The following is an 18,578-nucleotide window of genomic DNA, read 5'->3' as shown; positions in this document are numbered from 1 at the left end:
CGGATGTTCCGGCCGTCAAGAGCCGATACCTGACACTGGTCAGCCATCTGCACGCACTGCGAACCCAGCCAATGCTGACAGTAACGATGGCCAACACGTTTCGGCCGGCATTGCCTATCGCCTGGCCTAGCCAACCTACACTTTGGCATCATGTGGCCAATGCTTCCGTTCGATAGGCCTGCGCGCCGGGCTGGCGCATTCTCCGCAGCATTGGTCACGACCACTGCAGCGCTACGCAATTTCAAACCGCAAATTGGGGGATTGGACATGAAAATCGTTATTATTGGCGGCACGGGCCTCATCGGTTCAAAGACAGCTGAGAGGCTGCGCAAGAAGGGTCACGAAGTGATTGCCGCCTCCCCGAACACTGGGGTCAATACCATCACGGGCGAAGGGTTGGCCCAGGCTGTTGCCGGAGCGGACGTCGTTCTCGATCTCGCGAATTCGCCATCCTTTGAGGACAAGGCCGTTCTGGAGTTTTTCGAAACGTCCGGCCGAAACCTGCTTGCCGCGGAAGCGGCCGCCGGGGTGAAGCACCATATCGCGCTTTCGGTCGTAGGGACCGAGCGCCTGCCGCGCAGCGGCTATTTGCGCGCCAAGATGGCTCAGGAGAAGCTGATCACGAGCTCGGGGATACCCTATACCATCGTACACTCGACACAGTTCTTCGAGTTCTTGGCCGGCATCGCTCAGTCGGCAACTGTCGGTGAGACCGTGCATCTGCCAGCCGTCAATTTTCAGCCTATCGCGTCGGATGACGTCGCCGACGTCATGGCGGACGTGGCACTTGCGCCGCCGGCAAACGGCATAATTTACATCGCCGGCCCGGAACGGGCGCCCTTCACCGACATGATCGCACGATTCCTGAAGGCGTCCAACGATCAGCGCAAGGTCGTCGCGGATCCGCACGCTCTTTATTTCGGCACGGAGTTGGATGACGGGTCGCTCGTCCCGAGGGAAGGGGACAATCCGCGCCTCGGCGCCATCGGCTTCGACAGGTGGTACAGTCAATCTGCGCGCAAGAACTGACAGCCGGAACTGCCCAGGCCTGGCTAGCCGCCAGGCCTCGTCCGTTCTGGAGATTTCACGTCATCGGGACATTTTCTCGCCGGGCTGGCACTGCCCGCTAAATCCACTAAAAGACGTCAATCCCGAAGTCCGACGCTTGGACATTGTTTCAAATTTATTTCATGCGGATATGGAATAAGTGACAATGTGGCAGCCCGACAATCGCGGGCTGAGGCACAGCGGATGCAAAGCGCGTAGGAGCGGAAGATGACGTCGAAAGATAAGGCCGAGCAGCCCGATTGGCTGGAAGCGGAATTGGCCGATACGTTAGATGAGGACTATGAGCTCGAGCTTTCCGAGCCGGCGCTTTCTGAGGAAATTCGCAAGATCTATCAAAAGGCACATCCGCCCTCGATCCCCCGCATCGACTATTTTCGGGCCTTGCTTGCGCTGCAAGCCGAGCTGATCAAGCTGCAGGACTGGGCCGTCTATCACAAAGAAAAGATCGTGGTGATCTTCGAAGGTCGCGATTCGGCGGGCAAGGGCGGCGTCATCAAGCGCATTACCCAGCGCCTCAACCCACGCGTGGCCCGCGTGGTGGCACTGCCCGCTCCTTCGGATCGCGAAAAGACGCAATGGTACTTCCAGCGTTACGTCCCGCACCTTCCGGCCGGCGGCGAGATCGTCCTCTTCGACCGGTCCTGGTACAATCGATCTGGTGTCGAGCGGGTCATGGGTTTTGCAAGCGAAGAACAGGTCGAACAATTCTTCAACGACGTGCCCGAATTTGAGCGCATGTTGGTGCGCTCCGGTATCCGATTGGTGAAATACTGGTTCTCGATCACGGATGAGGAGCAGCAGATGCGCTTCCTGATGCGCATCCACGATCCTTTGAAGCAGTGGAAACTGTCACCGATGGATCTGCAGTCGCGCGTTCGCTGGGAGGCTTATACCAAGGCCAAGGAAGAGACCTTCGCCCGTACCAACATTCCCGAAGCGCCGTGGTACATCGTCGAGGGCAATGACAAGAAGCGTGCGCGCCTCAATTGCATCGATCATCTGCTCGGCCAGATCCCCTACGAAGACGTGCCACATGAGGAAATCATGCTGCCGCAGCGTGTGTTCAATCCCAGCTATGAGCGCAAGGTTCTGCCACCGGAACTCTATGTCCCTTCAAAATACTGATTTGCAGTGCGATAAGGCAATCAGGCGCGGCAATTTTGAGTTGCTAGGACCGGACGCTCTAAAAAAAACGCGCTGAATTCGCTATCTCCAACAGCGAGGTGGGCGCTGGGGCTCCGTTGCGCGGCATCGGTGGCCTTGCTGATGGCGAGATGCGATAGCAAGTATGCATGCTGATTTAGCATATCTTCGGATCACGATGGCAGTTCGAAAGGAATTCATCATCGGCAATCAGGGCAAATTGCCTACCTGGTATTCTTAGCCAGCTGCCATTCCCCATCAGCATCCATTTCGACGCGTTTGTTGCCGCGGTAAAAGATCGGTTTTCCTGTGTTCTTGTCCATGGAAAACCGGCTGGGTGAATATTTCGCCTTCTCACGTCCCTGCAATGCGTGCGCAAGCGCTTCCTTAAATTTCCCATTCTTGCAGAGAGCGATGAAATCGTCTTCGTTCATTGGGCATACCTGATTGATGCTGGACAAGTGTTGCGATGCATAGGGCAGCTATCGGGTGGAGCGCAATCAAATTCAAGGCCTTAGTCAGAAGCCTGTCAGAACCTTCGATAATCATCGGCCCAAGATTAGTTTTTCATCTTTAGTGTTTATAGCGCCATATTCGAAGAGCGGCCAAAGATTCAGCATGCGGAAGGCAGGGGCTCGGCTCCCGCCGCCTCCGGATAATCAGCCGTTCATGAGGCCTTGGCTTCGAAAGTGGGTGCGAAATCACCCAGCGACTTGGCGGTCACGATCAGGCTCCCGATATCCTGGTCGACGATCGCTTCAAGGTCGGCGAAGCTGTCGATGACATAGTAGATCGGCTGGACGATATCGATCCGGTAGGGTGTCCTGAGGACGCTTAGCAGGTCGAACGGCCGGAATTCGCACGCTTTACCCTCCATAGCCGCCTTCGTTTCGCTTGGCGACGAGACGATGCCCGCGCCGAAGCAGCGGCGGCCTTGCGGTGTGTTGATCAGGCCGAATTCGACGGTGAACCAGAAGATGCGGAACAAATGCCAGGAATAGCCCTTGCCGAGGCGCGCGGCGGTCTCGCCGAAATGCCTTACGAAATTCGCATAGCTCCGGTTCGTCAGCAGTGGGCAATGGCCGAAAACCTCATGGAACAGGTCCGGTTCCTCGATATAGTCGATATGCTCACGACGGCGAAGGAAGGTTGCGAGCGGGAATTTGCCTTGCGACAGAAGTTCGTAGAAACGCGAGGGCGGAATGAGCGCTGGCACGCCTTCGACGCCGAAGCCGGTGGTCTCGTTCAGGCGCCGGTTCACATCGCGAAGCTGAGGGACCTTGTCTGGCTTGAGCCCCAGGGTTTTGACGCCGTCAAGATATTCGCGGCAGGCCATATTGGCCAACAGCTTCATCTGGCGTTCGTAAAGTTCGCCCCATATCGCATCTTCTTCGGAAGTGTAGGCGTATAAACCGTCTGGGCCGGGAAGTTTGGCGGTGTAGCTGCTTTCCTTGGTCATATGCTGATCCTCCCAGGCACTGCGTCACCTTGCGATTATACTCCGAACTCGCCGGATTTTCTTTTCTTTCGTGCTGCTCTTCGACATAATCATGAAAAATACTTTCGCATATGGCGCTACAAATGAAAGAAAATGGGACCTTTCACCGCAAGCTTCTGCAACTCGTCCAGGCCGATGGCAGTCTTTCGCTGGCGGACCTGGCGGAACAGGCCGGCATGTCGCAGAGTTCGGCCTGGCGGAAGATCCAGGAGCTGGAATCGGACGGCGTCATCCGCAAGCGTGTGACGCTGCTCGACCCCGGAAAACTCGATCTCAAGCTCTGTGTAATCGCGCATGTGACGCTGGAGGATCACCACGAAGAAGCGGTAGCGTCTTTCGCCTCGGTGGTGCTGGAGCGGCCGGAGATCATGGAGTGCTACGCATTGTCGGGCGCCTTCGACTATATGCTGAAAATCCGGGCGAAGGACGTGGAAAGCTACGAGGCCTTCATGACCCGCTACCTCCTGCGCAACCCGCATGTGCGCACGGTGGTATCGAGCTTCGTGCTGCGCGAGCTGAAATTCTCGACCGAGCTGCCCATCTAGCTGGAGCAATACCAGGAAAAGTGCGAAGCGGTTTTCCGTCCGGGATTGCGAAAAGACAAAAAAGATAGGGCGTGTCGTGCCTTTCGCGCGTGGCCAACTCAGCGCTCGCTATCGCCATGCCAGCTATTTGGCATGACCGGGAGTCCTTCAAATGTTTTGAGCGTATCGAGGACGATCGAGGTCTTCACGTGCTGCACCGACTCGTGGGGCAGCAGAACGTCGTTGACGAACCTTGAAAGATCGGTGAGCCCGCGGGTTGCCACCTTCAGGTGATAGTCCATTTCGCCGGTCAACGCATAGGCTTCTAGTACTTCCGGGAGTCCGCTGATTAGCTGGGAAAATCTTTGGGCGTTGTCCCTGTTGTGGGTTGCGAGTGTTACGGAAATGACCACCAGCATTTCCAGACCTAATTTTTGCCGATCCAAGTTGGCCTGGTAGCCTCGAATATAGCCCTCAGCCTCCAGTCTCGTTCGCCGGCGTGAACATTGCGAGGGTGAAAGCGCGATCCGTTCGCCCAATTCGTTGTTCGTCAACCTGCCGTCCTTTTGGAGCTCCTGGAGCAGACGCAAATCGAATTTGTCGAGCTGTTCATTCATTGCGCGAAACCCACAAAACCCTCACAGATCGTGCATAATTTCCTCCTTTATCATGAAGAATGCAAGAACATTGCACGCGTTTTGGATCACACTTTGCATAATCAGATGCAATTTCCCAGGAGGAGAAAATGGGTCCTTATCCGCATGATGCGCCGCCGCCGGAAATCAGCGCCGATAATCCAGCCGGCACCGATGGCTTTGAATTTGTCGAATTCGCTCATCCGGAGCCCGAGAAGCTGCGCGAGCTCTTTACACGCATGGGCTACGTTGCAGTCGCCAGGCACAAGACCAAAGACATCACTGTTTGGCGGCAGGGCGACATCAACTATGTCATGAATGCCGAACCGGGCAGTCACGCTACCCGTTTCGTTGGAGATCACGGTCCCTGCGCACCGTCGATGGCCTGGCGCGTTGTCGATGCCAAGCATGCGTTCGACCATGCAGTGTCAAAAGGTGCCGTTCCCTATGAAGGAGACGACAAGACTCTCGATGTCCCGGCGATTGTCGGCATTGGCGGCTCGCTGCTGTATTTTATTGAAACCTACGGTGCGAAAGGATCGGCTTACGAAGCTGAGTTCGACTGGCTTGGCGAGCGCGACCCGCATCCTGAAGGTCTGGGTTTCTATTATCTCGACCATCTGACCCACAACGTCTTCCGCGGCAACATGGACAAGTGGTGGGATTTTTACCGCGAACTGTTCAATTTCAAGCAGATCCACTTCTTCGATATCGATGGGCGCATCACCGGCCTGGTGAGCCGCGCCATCACCTCGCCCTGCGGCAAAATCCGCATCCCGCTGAATGAATCGAAGGACGACACAAGCCAGATCGAGGAGTTTCTGAAGAAGTACAAGGGCGAGGGCATCCAGCACATCGCCGTTGGAACGGAAGACATCTACGAGGCCACCGACAGGCTCGCCGACAACGGTCTCCGCTTCATGCCGGGTCCTCCGGAGACCTATTACGACATGTCCTACGAACGCGTGAACGGCCATGACGAGCCCATCGACCGTATGAAGAAACATGGTATCCTCATCGACGGCGAAGGTGTGGTGAATGGCGGCATGACGAAAATCCTGCTCCAGATATTTTCAAAAACCGTCATCGGCCCGATCTTCTTCGAATTCATCCAGCGCAAGGGTGACGAGGGGTTTGGGGAAGGCAACTTCCGTGCTCTCTTCGAGTCGATCGAGGCGGATCAGATCAAGCGCGGCGTCATCGGCACTGCAGCGGAGTGATCTCCGGGCGATCTCGCCAAGGCGTGGGATCGCTTTAGTTTCGGGAGGAGTGGAGCGATGGACCAGACGAGAACCCGGGGTTCCGATCACCGGACTACGGCGGCGGAGACGCTGCAATATATGCCGGGCTTCGGTAATGATTTCGAGACAGAGTCGCTGCCGGGCGCTCTGCCGCAGGGGCAGAACAGTCCGCAGAAATGCAATTATGGTCTCTACGCGGAGCAGCTTTCCGGCTCACCGTTCACCGCCCCCCGCGGAACGAACGAACGATCCTGGCTCTATCGTATTCGCCCGAGCGTACGCCACACCCGCCGCTTTTCGAACGCTTCCTATCGGCTCTGGAAATCCGCACCCTGCCTGGACGAACATTCGCTGCCTCTAGGCCAGCTTCGCTGGGATCCGGTGCCGACCCCGATTGAGAGGCTGACCTTCCTGGAAGGGATTCGCACGATCACGACCGCCGGCGATGTTATGACGCAAACGGGCATGGCGTCGCATGCCTATGTCTTCAACGAGGACATGGTGGATGATTATTCCTTCAATGCCGATGGCGAACTGCTGATCGTTCCTGAGATCGGTGCCATCAGGGTGTTCACCGAAATGGGCATCATGGACGTCGAGCCCTTGGAAATCTGCATCATCCCGCGCGGCATGATGTTCAAGGTGACACGCAAGGGCGACGAGAAAGTCTGGCGAGGCTATATTTGCGAGAATTACGGCGCCAAATTCACGTTGCCGGACCGCGGGCCTATCGGCGCGAACTGCTTGGCAAACCCGCGCGATTTCAAGACTCCCGTTGCCGCCTTCGAGGACAAGGAAACGCCTTGCCGCGTGCATGTCAAATGGTGCGGGAAATTCTACGTCACGGAAATCGGCCACTCGCCCCTTGATGTGGTCGCCTGGCATGGCAACTACATCCCCTATAAGTACGACCTGCGGACATTTTCCCCGGTCGGCGCAATCCTGTTCGACCACCCCGACCCATCGATCTTCAGCGTGCTGACCGCTCCGACCGAAAGTGCCGGCACGGCGAATGTCGATTTCGTGATCTTTCCGCCACGCTGGCTGGTCGCCGAGCACACCTTCCGCCCGCCCTGGTACCATCGCAACATCATGAGCGAGTTCATGGGCCTGATCCATGGTCAGTATGATGCAAAGGAGCAGGGTTTCGTGCCGGGCGGCATGAGCCTGCACAACATGATGCTGCCACATGGGCCGGATGCCTCCGGATTCGAAAAGGCATCCAGTTCCGAGCTCAAGCCCGTGAAACTTGAGAACACCATGGCCTTCATGTTCGAGACCAGGTTTCCGCAGCAGGTGACGAAATATGCCGCTGAGCTCGAAACGCGGCAAGATAATTACCTGGAGTGCTGGGACGGCCTGGAACGCAGGTTCGACGGAACGCCGGGGATCAAGTAAAGTCCGGCCACGCATCCTCCGACATTGGGATTGGGACATGAAGCTCGCGACGTTGAAAGACTCCACTAGGGACGGTCGGCTCGTCGTCGTCTCCCGCGACCTGACCCGCTGCTCCGAGGTCGGTCACATTGCCCGCACCTTGCAGGCCGCTCTCGACGACTGGGAGCACGTGGCTCCGAGACTTGCGCTGATTGCCGAGGGTATCGAGACCGGAGCGCAGCCAACGATCAGGTTCCACGAACACGAGGCCGCATCGCCCTTGCCACGGGCCTATCAGTGGGCCGATGGTTCGGCTTACGTCAACCATGTCGAACTGGTGCGCAAGGCGCGGGGCGCCGAGATGCCGGCCAGCTTCTGGGTCGATCCGCTGATGTATCAAGGCGGCTCCGACAGTTTCCTTGGCCCACGTGATCCGATCGTGATGGCCTACGAGGCTTACGGGATCGACATGGAAGGCGAGGTCGCCGTCGTCGTTGGCGATGTTGCCATGGGTTCCAGTCCAGAGGTCGCCCGCAGCGCCATCCGTCTGGTGATGCTGGTCAACGACGTGTCACTGCGGGGTCTCATTCCGGAAGAGCTCGCAAAGGGATTTGGCTTCTTCCAGTCCAAGCCCGCGTCGGCATTTTCTCCGGTCGCGGTGACCCCCGATGAACTCGGAGAGGCCTGGGATGGCGGCAAGGTGCATCTTCCGCTGCTTGTGACCTTGAACGGCAAGGCATTCGGCAAGGCGAACGCCGGCGTCGACATGACATTTGATTTTGGCCAACTGATCGCCCATGCCGCCAAAACCCGCAGTCTCGTGGCCGGCTCGATCATCGGCTCGGGAACGATTTCCAATAAGCTTGACGGCGGGCCGGGCAAGCCGGTCGAACATGGAGGCGACGGCTATTCCTGCATCGCGGAGATGCGGATGATCGAGACCATTGAAACCGGATCGCCGAAGACTCCATTCCTGCGGTTTGGCGATCAAGTCCGTATCGAGATGAAAGATCGCGCCGGGCATTCGATCTTCGGGGCGATTGAGCAGACTGTCGAAAGATATGGAGAATTGAAGTCGCCATGAGTGAGGTCGTTCTCTACGATTACTGGAGATCATCGGCGAGCTATCGTGTCCGCATCGCGCTCAATTTGCTTGAGATTGGCTATAAAGCCGTGCCGATCGACTTGCTGGAAGGCAAGCAGAGGAGTCCGGACTATATGGCGCTCAACCCGCAGGGGTTCGTGCCGACACTGGTGATCGATGGAAGGGTGCTGACGCAGTCGCTCGCAATCATCGAATATTTGGCCGAGCTTCGGCCGGAGTGCGGATTGATGCCACAGGCCATTGCAGACCGACAATCTGTGCGAGCACTCGCATACGCTATCGCTATGGACATCCATCCCATTTGCAACTTGCACGTCGCGACGCATGTCGCGACCATAGTGGGCCAAGCCGAGGCCCGCGAAGAATGGATGAGGCACTTCATTGCGGGCGGCCTCCGCAAACTGGAAGCAATGCTCTGCGAATTCAAGGGAGAGTTCTGCTTCGGAGATCGGCCGACGATCGCGGACCTCTGTCTTGTGCCGCAAGTCTATAACGCCCGCCGCTGGGGCGTGGACATGACCGATCTCAAGCGCATCGTCGATATCGATGCGAGGTGTGCCAAACTGCCCGCATTTCAGGCGGCGCATCCAGATCGCGTGAAACCCTAACGAAATATCCGAACCATGAGCAAATTCGGGGCTGCTGCGGACTCCGTTTGTGCAGGGCCTCTCACTCGCCAGTTCAACCAGAACACGGTATTCTGTGATTGAAAACAGTAAAGGTCGGGATTGGGGGACCACCATGCATAAACTTGTTCTGGCAGCCGTCTTCGCATCTTTTATCGCGGGTCCGGCATGGGCCGTCGAATGCACGCCGATCACAAAGAAACAGGTGGAAGGTCTCTTCGACCGCTGGAATGCCTCGTTGGCAACGCTCGATCCCCAGAAAGTTGTCGAGAACTACGCGCCCGACGCGGTTCTCCTGCCCACCTTATCGAACAAGCCGCGCGTGACGCAGGCAGAGCGCATGGCCTATTTCAAGGAATTCCTGAAGAAGAAGCCGCAAGGCAAGATCGACAGCCGAACCATCAGGATCGGCTGCAACAAGGTCACCGACACCGGCCTCTATACCTTTACGATGGCCGACGGAACGAAGGTGCCAGCCCGCTACACCTTCACCTATGAAGTCGAACACGGAAAGTGGTTGATTGCCTCGCATCACTCATCAGCGATGCCGGAATACAAGAACTGACCTGCTAACCGTGGAAGACCGCCGCTGGTCGTGCTCGACCTTACTCACCAGGAAGCTTGCAACTATTTATCTCGATTTTCTCGGCCGTGATGCTCCAAGAATTAACGGCCTTTGCGACGCTCGATGGCGGGATTTGTCTTTGCTGCGCGGATGTTCGCGCGACCTCGCAAACCAGGAATAAGCGTAAAAACGGCATCGGACCTGGCCGCTTCTTCGGGGTAATGGGCGTGATAAGGCAAGACGATTCCATTAGCAGTCTGAATCGCCACGAGCCCGAATTGCACGAGAAGGTCGGCGAATAGGGTCGCGTCACGGGCCCAGCTTTCATCCTTGAACGCCAGGATTTCCTTGCTTGATCCGATCATGGAATCGAGCCGGTTGCGAATATTGACCTTAGGGACACTGGCGGATGGGCCTTCGAAGAGGACAATCGCTGCGCGTGACAGGCCGCGATATTGTCGTTCGTATGCGCCATACATTTGTTCGAAGCAGGCTTCGCTATAGCTGTCGATTGTTTTCTCAAGTGTCTCAGGTGTGACGGGCTCGTCGAGATGAGCATCGAAATGCAATTCAAGCCGACGCAGGGCATCGCGCGGGCCAGAGCGACAGTCTTTAACAATGGCGTCGAGTGCCGGCTCCGGATCGGCCTTGAATGCAGTGGCCAAATCAATCTGCGCAGCTTTCGCTCGCAGTCGAATGACGTCCTTCAGTTCCTCGTCCGTCCAGCTAAGCCGGACGCGGCCATTTGGGGGCAGGTTGACGAATTCGTCGACTCTTCGCAACGCCCGAAGGACGTTCGGCTTCATTAAGACGATGCATTTGAAATTCGTAAGCCGAGTTTGCAGCTCGTGGGCAGCAATGGCCAAGGCGGCGACGAGATTTTCGTTGAGGCCTTCATCAGCAGCAAAAACCGATTCCGGATCGTCAACGACGATCCGGAAATCAATGGATTTCGACAGGCGCTCAACAATCGAGAACGCCCTGGTGTATTCATCCCTCGGTACAAGCCTCAAACCAGTGTCTTGCTGCTGGCGGTTTCGAAAACTGATCCCGCAACCGAGAATAGTGATGCCGCCAAGGTTGCCGAAGGCGTCTTTCAACCGCTTCCAAAGGTTCGTTACCAACACCCGCGCTTCCTGATGGAGATCGTCGGGAACCTTTTTGGCGAGTTTCTTATCTATCTTCAGCTTTTCGACCAGGGTGTTCAACGCCTGCATCACCAGTTCTGAGCGAATCTCCTCCACAAACTGAAGAGTCGGTCGCGATCCTTCGATACTCAGCGGTTCTTGTGTGCCGGCGCTGATCGCCTGCACAAAATCGACGTCACGTCCAGCGCTCAGACTCTTGAAGCAGGCGGTTTTGCCAACGCCCTTCAATCCAACAGCCAGGAAGGCGCGATCCGCCGTTGTCGCCAGTCGTTTCATGGCTTGAGTCTCGACACGATAGAGATCCAAGTTTGGGTCGGTGCGCGCATCCGATTCCTGCACATAGGATATGAATTGCTCCCGGCTCATGGATGAACCTCCGTCGGAATCATCATGCGTCGGGTAATGAGCGAAAACCCAAAATTGCGCCGGACACCCCCGAGCGCGCAGAGCTGAAGAAAATGCAGTTCGGTAAGGTTAAGCCCCATTGCCTGGTAGACGTCGCGCAGGGTTGGCAAGACAATGGCGTCCGGGCGCAGCAGGTCGTGAATCGCCCGCAAGTAGTTGGCGCGGTTAAAACCGGATTCTTCCAATTTAGCGATGGCCCGTTGATTGATCACCACCTCCGCACCTTCGGGCGACGGTTCTGAATCCAATATGCTTTCGTAGAGCTCGTGACCGTTGACCCGGAGCAGACCAATCAAATGGATCAGGGACACGTAGGGCACGATCGAAGACACCTGCATGACATGCTTTTCTTCGAGGCGATTATATGTGAATTCCGCGGGCGCGGCCTCATGCACCTTGGCCGCAAGGTCGCCATAGGTGGAAAATTGTCCATTTACGGACTCACGGGCGACAACGTATAGTCTGCCCTCAATCGACATGTTGGAACGCTTCGAACGGGATTGTCATGGGATAATCTCGATAGGAATAAGGATAGCGTACAACCATAGCAAGTATAATAGAAACTCAGTTTGAAACAATACATTTTTTAAGAAATAATGCCGCTCATTGCACTGCAACGTTTTCGTCCGCGTGCTGTCGTAATTCAGGCGTCCAACGATGGCGCGCCGGACGAAACTATAAAGCCCCGCAGCATTGGCGCAGTCGTCCGGCAGCCCGGATAAGCGTGAGATCCGGTCTACGGCAAGGCAAAACGGCAGCCATGGGCATCAAGGTCAGGTGCCGGCAAAGCAGCTTCTTTTTCAGATGGCAGTAAAGCCATTATCCACGAACAGATGCGCGCCGTTGACGAAACCAGACTCATCGCTTGCGAGGTAAAGTGCTGCCCGCGCCACATCTTCGGGTTCGCCGATGCGGCCCTGCTGGGCAGCGATCGCCGCGTCCGACACGTCGACGCCCAGCGCTTGAAGCTCCTTCACCTCTCGCAAGCCATGTGGCGTGCGAATGAAGCCGGGGCAGACGGCGTTGCAGCGGATATTGCGGTCTCGAAATTCGACACCGATGGCGCGCGCAAACATGTGAACCGCGCCCTTGGTGGTATCGTAAAGCACTTCCATCGGCGTCGCCGCGACGGCTGAAATCGATGACGTACATATGATGGAGCCGCCGCCTGCTGCAATCATCCCCGGAAGCACAGCGCGGGTCATCAGGAACATCGAGCGGACATTGACGGCGTGCAGCCAGTCCCATTCCGCAAGCGTCGTCTCGAGAAACGGTTTGATGACGATCGTTCCGGCGTGATTGAAAAGCACGGTGACGGGCCCGAACTTCTCCTCGACCTCTTTCACCGCGGTTGCAACCGCCGTTTCGTCGGAGACATCTGCGACCCAATAGTCCGCGATGCCACCGGCGTCGCGAATGGCTTTCGTGGTTTCAGCGGCGGCGTCGCCATTTCGATCGATGATTGCGACCCGCGCGCCTTCGGCGGCAAAGAGCCGGGAGGATGCTCCTCCCATCCCCGTCGCTCCCCCGGAGATGATTGCGATCTTGCCCTTTAGCCGGTCAGCCATGTCGTTGCCTCGCCCCTGTTGAGTTTCGCTGATGCTGCCATCGATGCGGCAGTCTGGATGTTATCGCCAATTCATCGCGGATTGGTAGCGGCCAGTTGCGACTTTCTCTTCTTCGTGAAGCCCATGGTCGCGGCCTGGGTGGCCCATCAAATGTCTCTCGCGGCATCGGCCGTCAACGCGGTCTCTGGCGTACCGGAAACGATGATCTCCAGGACTTCGTGCTCGTCCGTGTTCTTGACGTAGCGGTCGCCGACATATTCGCCGCGCTTGAGGACCATGACGCGGTCACCCACGGCAAAAATATCGACCAGGCGGTGCGAGATGATGATCTGGGCAACGCCTTGTTTCTTCAGTTCCAGCATGGTTTCAAGCAGTCGTTCTGTCGCCATCACGGAAAGGTTGGCGGTCGGCTCATCAAGGATCACAACGCGCGGCTCGAACGAGATCGCCCGGGCGATCGCCACCGATTGTTGGCGCCCGCCCGACAGGCTTTCAACCTTTTGATAGACAGAGTTGACGTCGACCTTGAGCCGTTTCAGCACGCTGTCCGCCTCCGCATACATCTTTCTGCGATTGACGAAGAGGCCTTTGCGCGGCCAGCGGCCGAGAAATATGTTCTGGCCGACGTCCATGTTCCCGCAAAGCGCGAAGTCCTGGTAGATCATTTCGATGCCCACATCGCGGCTCTCATGCGGGCCTTTGAAGTGCACCGCTTGCCCGGCAACGAGGATTTCACCGGCGTCTCGCTGATAGGCGCCAGTCAGAATCTTCATCAGCGTCGACTTGCCGGCAGAATTGTCGCCGACGAGGCCGAGAATTTCCCCGGGATAGAGCACAAGGTCGACCTTGCGGAGCGCCTGCACGGCACCGAAGGCCTTTTCGATGCCTCGCATCTCCACAATCGGCCGTAACGGTATCGCGTCAGCCATGGATGCCTTCCTCTGCGCGCGCCCCTCTTGCTAGGAACGCTCGTAGCCGTCCGAAGATATTGGCCTGGCGCACCCATATATCGATCAACACCGCGACGATGAGGATGACGCCGATGAAGACATTGATCCAGTGCTGCGGCATGCTGAACCCCTGAACGTTGAGTTGAAGGAGTGCCCGGACAAGCGTGATGACGGCCGCGCCGGCAAGTGAGCCGATCATCGTGCCATAGCCGCCAAAGATCGATCCGCCACCAATGATCACCGAGGCTATGGCATCGAGTTCGCGGAATTGGCCGGCGACGGGGTTGAAGCTGCGAAAATACGCGACATTGATGATGCCGGCCATGGTTGCGCAGAGTGCCGACAGCATGAGCGAGATGAAGCGCACGCGGTTCGTGTTGATGCCGGCGTAGGCCGCGGCACGGACGTTGCCGCCGGTGGCGCAGACCTTCAGCCCGAATGGAGTGTAGGCAAGCACGACGCCGGCGATGAGCGCTACGAAAAACATCCAGATCGTCTGGACGCTGACGACCTCAGCCACCGTGCGGATGACACCCGGCGGCAACGCAAGGCCGAAATGGAGGAGAATGTCGTTCATCTTGCGGCCGAGAAGGTTGTAACTCTCCGGCCAGCCAGTCAGTTGCTGTCCTGCGACGAACCAGGCAGCCAGCCCCCGCGCGATGTAGAACATCCCGAGCGTGGCGATGAAGGCGGGCAATTTGAAGCCGACCGTGACGACGGCGTTGACGAGTCCGGCGGCTGATCCGGCAAGCAGGCCCATCGCGATAGCGGTAATCGGATCTGTGCCCAGCACCTTCAGGAAATAGGCCGCGGTACTGCCTGCAAGTGCAAGCACTGAGCCCACGGAGAGATCGATGTCACCGGCCGCAATCACATAGGTGAGGCCGACTGCGATGATGGCCAGTTCCGTGTAATTGAGCAGGATGGCGAAGGTGTTGGACAAATTCCACCAGTAGTCCGGCCTGAACGCAAGGCCCGTCAGCCACAACACGGCTGCCAGTGTGATAGCGAGCGCATCACGCCGGGCTAGAAACTTGCCGAGCCCTGTTGCCGACAGTTCCGCGTCGGTCGCCATGGCCCCCTTGGTCTGGACACCCTCCAATGCCACGCCGCCAGTCTCAGGAGCTTGCGGTGCCGGCCGGCGGCGGAGCCAGGCCCAGAATCGGGCTGCCGCCTGGCGCCGAATGAGGAAAGGCTCGATCAGCACGGCGATGACGAGAAGGAGACCGAGGAAAACCAGCACAGCGCCGGCGGGCAGCGTGAACCTGGCGCCGACTGCGATGCTTTCGCCGTCGATAATGACGGTGCGGGTGATCGGCCAGCCTTCGCGCAATACCTTATCGATCAGGACGACGACCGCGGTGCCAAGACACGATCCGGTCACGCGCCCGCGTCCGCCCAGGATCGATGCACCGCCGATAATGACGGATGCAATGACAGTGAGCTCCCAGCCCACTCCGTAGAGAGGGGTGACACCCTTGTCCTGCGCAGCTGACAGAAGAGCCGCAAGGGTCGCACAGAGTGACGAGAGCAGATATGCGCGAATGCGCACCCAGCGCGTGCGAATGCCGGCATAGGCCGCCGCCTGCTCGTTTCCCCCGGTGGCGAGGGTTTCGTAACCCCAGCGGGTCTTTGCAAGCACATAGGCTCCGATGACGGCAATGAGGAAGAAGATAGCAATCTGATTGTTGAAGCCGAGAGAATTCGTCTCGCCAAGGTGGAAGAACAAGGGAAACTTGTTCGCCTTGTCGGAGTAGTAGATTGCCTGACCCTGCGTGAATGCGAGCACGAAGCCGCGACCGATGAAGAGCATTGTCAGCGTCGCTATGAAGGCAGGCACTTTCAGGATCGTGACAAGCACGCCGTTGAGCAGGCCGATCATCGTGCCTAAAACCATGCACAGGATCACCGAGGTGGCGACATCGAAGTCGAGAAAGCTTGGTGCAAAAAGCCTGGCAAAGACCACAGCGACCAGGCCGTAAGTTGAACCAACCGAAAGATCGAGATCCTTGTTGGCGATAACAAACGTCATTCCGACCGCGATGATCCCTACACGGGACGTATCGCGCAGAAGCGCATGAAGCGCATCCGTCGATCCGAAAAACGCCGGGTTGAGAACGACACCCCCAAGATAGAGTAATGCAAGGAAAATCAGGAGCCCGACCTCCCAGCCGCCTGCGAGTTGAGATGGCGCACGGCCTAGCGATGTCGTGGTGGTATGCCCCATGGTTTCTACCAATCAATCTTGCCGCCGTGATGCAGGCGGGTTTGCGCCCCCCTGCATCATTCCGGATACTGCGAGCGCCTAGTTTTCGAAGCGCTTGCCAACCTTTGCGACGTTATCCTTCGTCACGAGCTGGGCGCGCGTGTCGAGATTGGCGGCAGAAATGCCGCGATCGATTTGCAGATAGAGCTGCATGACAGGCCAGAAGCCCTGCAGGAACGGCTGTTGCCCCAGCGAGCCGGTCAGATTTCCAGCGGCAATACCTTCCTGCTGTGCCGGGCCGAGATCGAAACCAAAAGCGCAGAACTTGTTGGTCAACCCCATCTGGGCGACTGCTTTGACGAGCGGGGGCGTAAAGACGTTGTTGGCTGTAAAGGCGCCGACCACGTCACCGCGGGACTCGAAGAGCGAAACAAGGGCGTTGACCGGATCGTTCGGGTTCGTGTCGATGCCGACATTCTCCGGACCGGCATCGACTTTGAAGGCGTCGAGCTTGCCGGCGTCCTTCAGCGTCTTGACGATTGCGTTGAAAGCGGCCTTCACGCGGTTGTTCACCTCAATGTTGCCCATCGCCGTCGAGGATGGCAGGACAATCGAGCCGCTGGTCTTGCCGCTTTTGAGCACGCAATTTGCGAGCGCCTCGCCGCCGATTGCGGCGGCTGATGCGTCCTGACCTGTATGGCTTATGCCGCTGCGATGCATAAGGGTAGCATCGTACGAATTGGTCGTGGCGACCGGGATGCCAGCCGCCTCGGCGGCCTTGACGATATCATTGTAGGCGCCGACTTGCGGCGTCGTCATAATAATCCCGTCAATGGTTGGGTCCTGAACGATCTGGTTCAGGATCTCGATCTCGCGAGCCGGATCGTCCACCGGCGATTCCGAACCGAGCAGCAATATCTTGGCACCGATCATGTTGGCGGCGACGGTTGCGCCGACATAGACAGGGTCAAAAAAGCCATTGCCCGCCGTGTGTGTCACGATTGCGAAGGTCAAATGACCGTCGGCCGAATGGAAGTTCTTCGTTCCCGGCGCTTCCTTGGCGGCTTCAGCGAAATTGTAGCCGCCAACCGCTTTCTCCACACTGCCCGACTGTGCAAATGCATGCAAAATGCCAAGCGACAGTATCGCGGTCGATCCCGCGTACAGCAAAATCCGCCTCATGATTGGTCCTCCCATGAAACCAAGGGAGTACAGCCGTTCGAGCGCAATTTATCGAGAGTGGGGCCGAAGGCGTCCTCCCTAACTTGCTAATATTCTGCGCAATTCTGATGCAAGTAAACGGTGAACTCATCGTATTGGCGAATTTGTTCGTCTTGGAAACACCCGATGATCGCTTTTTCACCGCACGCGCTGGTGACAATCACCACATTGCGTAAGCGGCGACGAATCCACGAAAGGGCTAAGACAGAACTGACGACGCGCCGGCCTAACGATCGAAAGCGAGCCGCTTGCCGCTCGCCTTGTCGAACAGATGCGCGCTGCCCGCATCGATCGCGATGCCGATCGTGTCGCCGAAGCGGACGTCGAGCCGTTCGCGGAAGAGGCAGGATATCTGTTCGCCGCCGCAATCGAGCCTGGCAAAAATCTCCGAACCCGTGCCTTCGACAATCTCTACCCGCCCCGAAATGCCTCCCGTTTCGGCGCGAATATGTTCGGGGCGGATGCCGTAGACCAGCGGGCGCCCGCCATGCTGCGAAACGGGCAGCCGCTCCGGCAGAGGCAGGATAAGGCCCTTGTCGCTGCGAAATACACCTTCTTCGATCTTGCCGTCGATGAAGTTCATGGCGGGAGAGCCGATGAAACCGGCGACGAAAAGATTGGCCGGGCGATCATAGAGATCGAGCGGCGCGCCGATCTGTTCGATCAGGCCGCCATGCAGGACGACGATCTTGTCGGCCATCGTCATGGCCTCGACCTGATCATGGGTCACATAGACCGTCGTCGTGCCGACGCGCTGATGCATGGATTTGATCTCGGCTCGCATCTGAACGCGAAGCTTCGCGTCGAGGTTGGAGAGCGGCTCGTCGAACAGGAAGACCTGCGGATCGCGCACCAGCGCGCGGCCCATCGCAACGCGTTGACGCTGTCCGCCGGAAAGCTGGCGCGGCAAGCGGTCCAGCAGCGTTTCGAGACCGAGAATGGCGGCCGCCTTCTCCACCTTCGCTGAAATTTCCGAGGGATTGGCTTTTTTCAATTTCAGCGCAAAGCCCAGATTTTCGGCGACCGTCATATGCGGGTAGAGGGCGTAATTTTGGAACACCATGGCGATGTCGCGATCGCGCGCCGGCAGGTTGCTGACCTCGCGTGCGCCAATACGGATCTCGCCATCGCTGACCTCCTCCAACCCGGCAATCATGCGCAGCAATGTCGATTTGCCGCAGCCCGACGGGCCGACGAGGACCACGAACTCACCATCGGCGATGTCCACGCTGATATCATGGATGACCTTGACCTGGCCGAAGCGCTTCTGGATGTTCTGTATGTTCACGGGTGCCATG

The 18,578-nt window shown here is 57.7% G+C and carries 18 protein-coding genes; 8 read left to right on the top strand and 10 right to left on the bottom strand.

The features are described from left to right. Positions 1–267: 267 nt before the first annotated feature. Together PY649_RS07810 and ppk2 are read left to right on the top strand one after the other, a co-directional pair. Positions 268–1,029, top strand: coding sequence for an SDR family oxidoreductase (locus PY649_RS07810; RefSeq protein WP_285867672.1), 762 nt, complete (start codon positions 268–270; stop codon positions 1,027–1,029). Positions 1,030–1,275: 246 nt separating this feature from the next. Further along, positions 1,276–2,193, top strand: a complete 918-nt coding sequence (gene ppk2 / locus PY649_RS07805; RefSeq protein WP_285867671.1) for a polyphosphate kinase 2 — start codon at positions 1,276–1,278, stop codon at positions 2,191–2,193. A gap of 242 nt (positions 2,194–2,435) precedes the next feature. On the opposite strand, the gene PY649_RS07800 is transcribed toward ppk2, so the two are convergent. After that, on the bottom strand, positions 2,436–2,645 hold the full coding sequence (locus PY649_RS07800) for a hypothetical protein (protein WP_285867670.1): 210 nt from the start codon (positions 2,643–2,645) through the stop codon (positions 2,436–2,438). Between the two features lie 233 nt (positions 2,646–2,878). After that, on the bottom strand, positions 2,879–3,670 hold the full coding sequence (locus PY649_RS07795; protein WP_285867669.1) for a phenylalanine 4-monooxygenase: 792 nt from the start codon (positions 3,668–3,670) through the stop codon (positions 2,879–2,881). 122 nt (positions 3,671–3,792) lie between these two features. Here PY649_RS07795 and PY649_RS07790 point away from each other — a divergent pair, with 122 nt between their 5' ends. Continuing rightward, positions 3,793–4,254 (top strand): Lrp/AsnC family transcriptional regulator, encoded by a 462-nt coding sequence (locus tag PY649_RS07790; protein WP_285867668.1) that lies wholly within the window; start codon positions 3,793–3,795, stop codon positions 4,252–4,254. A 98-nt stretch (positions 4,255–4,352) separates the two neighbouring features. On the opposite strand, the gene PY649_RS07785 is transcribed toward PY649_RS07790, so the two are convergent. Beyond that, positions 4,353–4,850: an Lrp/AsnC family transcriptional regulator gene (locus PY649_RS07785; protein WP_285867667.1), complete on the bottom strand. Its 498-nt coding sequence runs from the start codon at positions 4,848–4,850 to the stop codon at positions 4,353–4,355. Positions 4,851–4,978: 128 nt separating this feature from the next. On the opposite strand from PY649_RS07785, the gene hppD reads away from it, so the two are divergent. The 5 genes from hppD (at position 4,979) to PY649_RS07760 (ending at position 9,782) form a co-directional block, all read left to right on the top strand. After that, positions 4,979–6,088 (top strand): 4-hydroxyphenylpyruvate dioxygenase, encoded by a 1,110-nt coding sequence (gene hppD / locus PY649_RS07780; RefSeq protein ID WP_285867666.1) that lies wholly within the window; start codon positions 4,979–4,981, stop codon positions 6,086–6,088. Between the two features lie 57 nt (positions 6,089–6,145). Beyond that, positions 6,146–7,507, top strand: coding sequence for a homogentisate 1,2-dioxygenase (gene hmgA / locus PY649_RS07775; protein WP_285867665.1), 1,362 nt, complete (start codon positions 6,146–6,148; stop codon positions 7,505–7,507). A 37-nt stretch (positions 7,508–7,544) separates the two neighbouring features. Then, positions 7,545–8,570 (top strand): fumarylacetoacetate hydrolase family protein, encoded by a 1,026-nt coding sequence (locus PY649_RS07770; RefSeq protein WP_285867664.1) that lies wholly within the window; start codon positions 7,545–7,547, stop codon positions 8,568–8,570. After that, complete coding sequence (gene maiA, locus PY649_RS07765) at positions 8,567–9,199, top strand: maleylacetoacetate isomerase (RefSeq protein ID WP_285867663.1); 633 nt, start codon at positions 8,567–8,569, stop codon at positions 9,197–9,199. Before PY649_RS07770 ends, maiA begins: the two co-directional genes overlap by 4 nt. A 133-nt stretch (positions 9,200–9,332) precedes the next feature. Beyond that, the gene (locus PY649_RS07760; protein ID WP_285867661.1) at positions 9,333–9,782 is read left to right on the top strand and encodes an SgcJ/EcaC family oxidoreductase; all 450 of its coding nucleotides are present in this window, start codon (positions 9,333–9,335) and stop codon (positions 9,780–9,782) included. A 101-nt stretch (positions 9,783–9,883) separates the two neighbouring features. On the opposite strand, the gene PY649_RS07755 is transcribed toward PY649_RS07760, so the two are convergent. From PY649_RS07755 to PY649_RS07725, 7 genes are all read right to left on the bottom strand, one after another. Continuing rightward, entirely contained in the window at positions 9,884–11,296 is a 1,413-nt protein-coding gene (locus tag PY649_RS07755; RefSeq protein WP_285867660.1) for a P-loop ATPase, Sll1717 family, read from the bottom strand. Then, a complete protein-coding gene (locus tag PY649_RS07750; protein ID WP_285867659.1) occupies positions 11,293–11,814 on the bottom strand; it encodes a hypothetical protein in 522 nt (173 codons plus the stop codon). Before PY649_RS07750 ends, PY649_RS07755 begins: the two co-directional genes overlap by 4 nt. Positions 11,815–12,135: 321 nt before the next feature. Next, a complete protein-coding gene (locus PY649_RS07745; RefSeq protein WP_285867658.1) occupies positions 12,136–12,903 on the bottom strand; it encodes an SDR family NAD(P)-dependent oxidoreductase in 768 nt (255 codons plus the stop codon). 146 nt (positions 12,904–13,049) lie between these two features. After that, positions 13,050–13,832, bottom strand: a complete 783-nt coding sequence (locus PY649_RS07740; RefSeq protein WP_285867656.1) for an ATP-binding cassette domain-containing protein — start codon at positions 13,830–13,832, stop codon at positions 13,050–13,052. Continuing rightward, the gene (locus PY649_RS07735; protein ID WP_285867655.1) at positions 13,825–16,080 is read right to left on the bottom strand and encodes an ABC transporter permease; all 2,256 of its coding nucleotides are present in this window, start codon (positions 16,078–16,080) and stop codon (positions 13,825–13,827) included. The genes PY649_RS07740 and PY649_RS07735 overlap by 8 nt, the downstream gene beginning before the upstream one ends. A gap of 78 nt (positions 16,081–16,158) precedes the next feature. Then, positions 16,159–17,241 (bottom strand): substrate-binding domain-containing protein, encoded by a 1,083-nt coding sequence (locus PY649_RS07730; protein WP_285867654.1) that lies wholly within the window; start codon positions 17,239–17,241, stop codon positions 16,159–16,161. 265 nt (positions 17,242–17,506) lie between these two features. Continuing rightward, positions 17,507–18,577 carry an ABC transporter ATP-binding protein gene (locus PY649_RS07725; protein WP_285867653.1) on the bottom strand — a complete coding sequence of 357 codons (1,071 nt, stop codon included), beginning with the start codon at positions 18,575–18,577 and terminating at the stop codon, positions 17,507–17,509. Position 18,578 lies beyond the last annotated feature (1 nt).

It is taken from the genome of Rhizobium mayense (assembly GCF_030272705.1).
GTDB classification, from domain to species: Bacteria; Pseudomonadota; Alphaproteobacteria; order Rhizobiales; family Rhizobiaceae; genus Rhizobium; species Rhizobium mayense.
The sequence above is the reverse complement of the archived record's forward strand: the minus strand, read 5'-3'. Positions and strand labels throughout refer to the sequence as shown.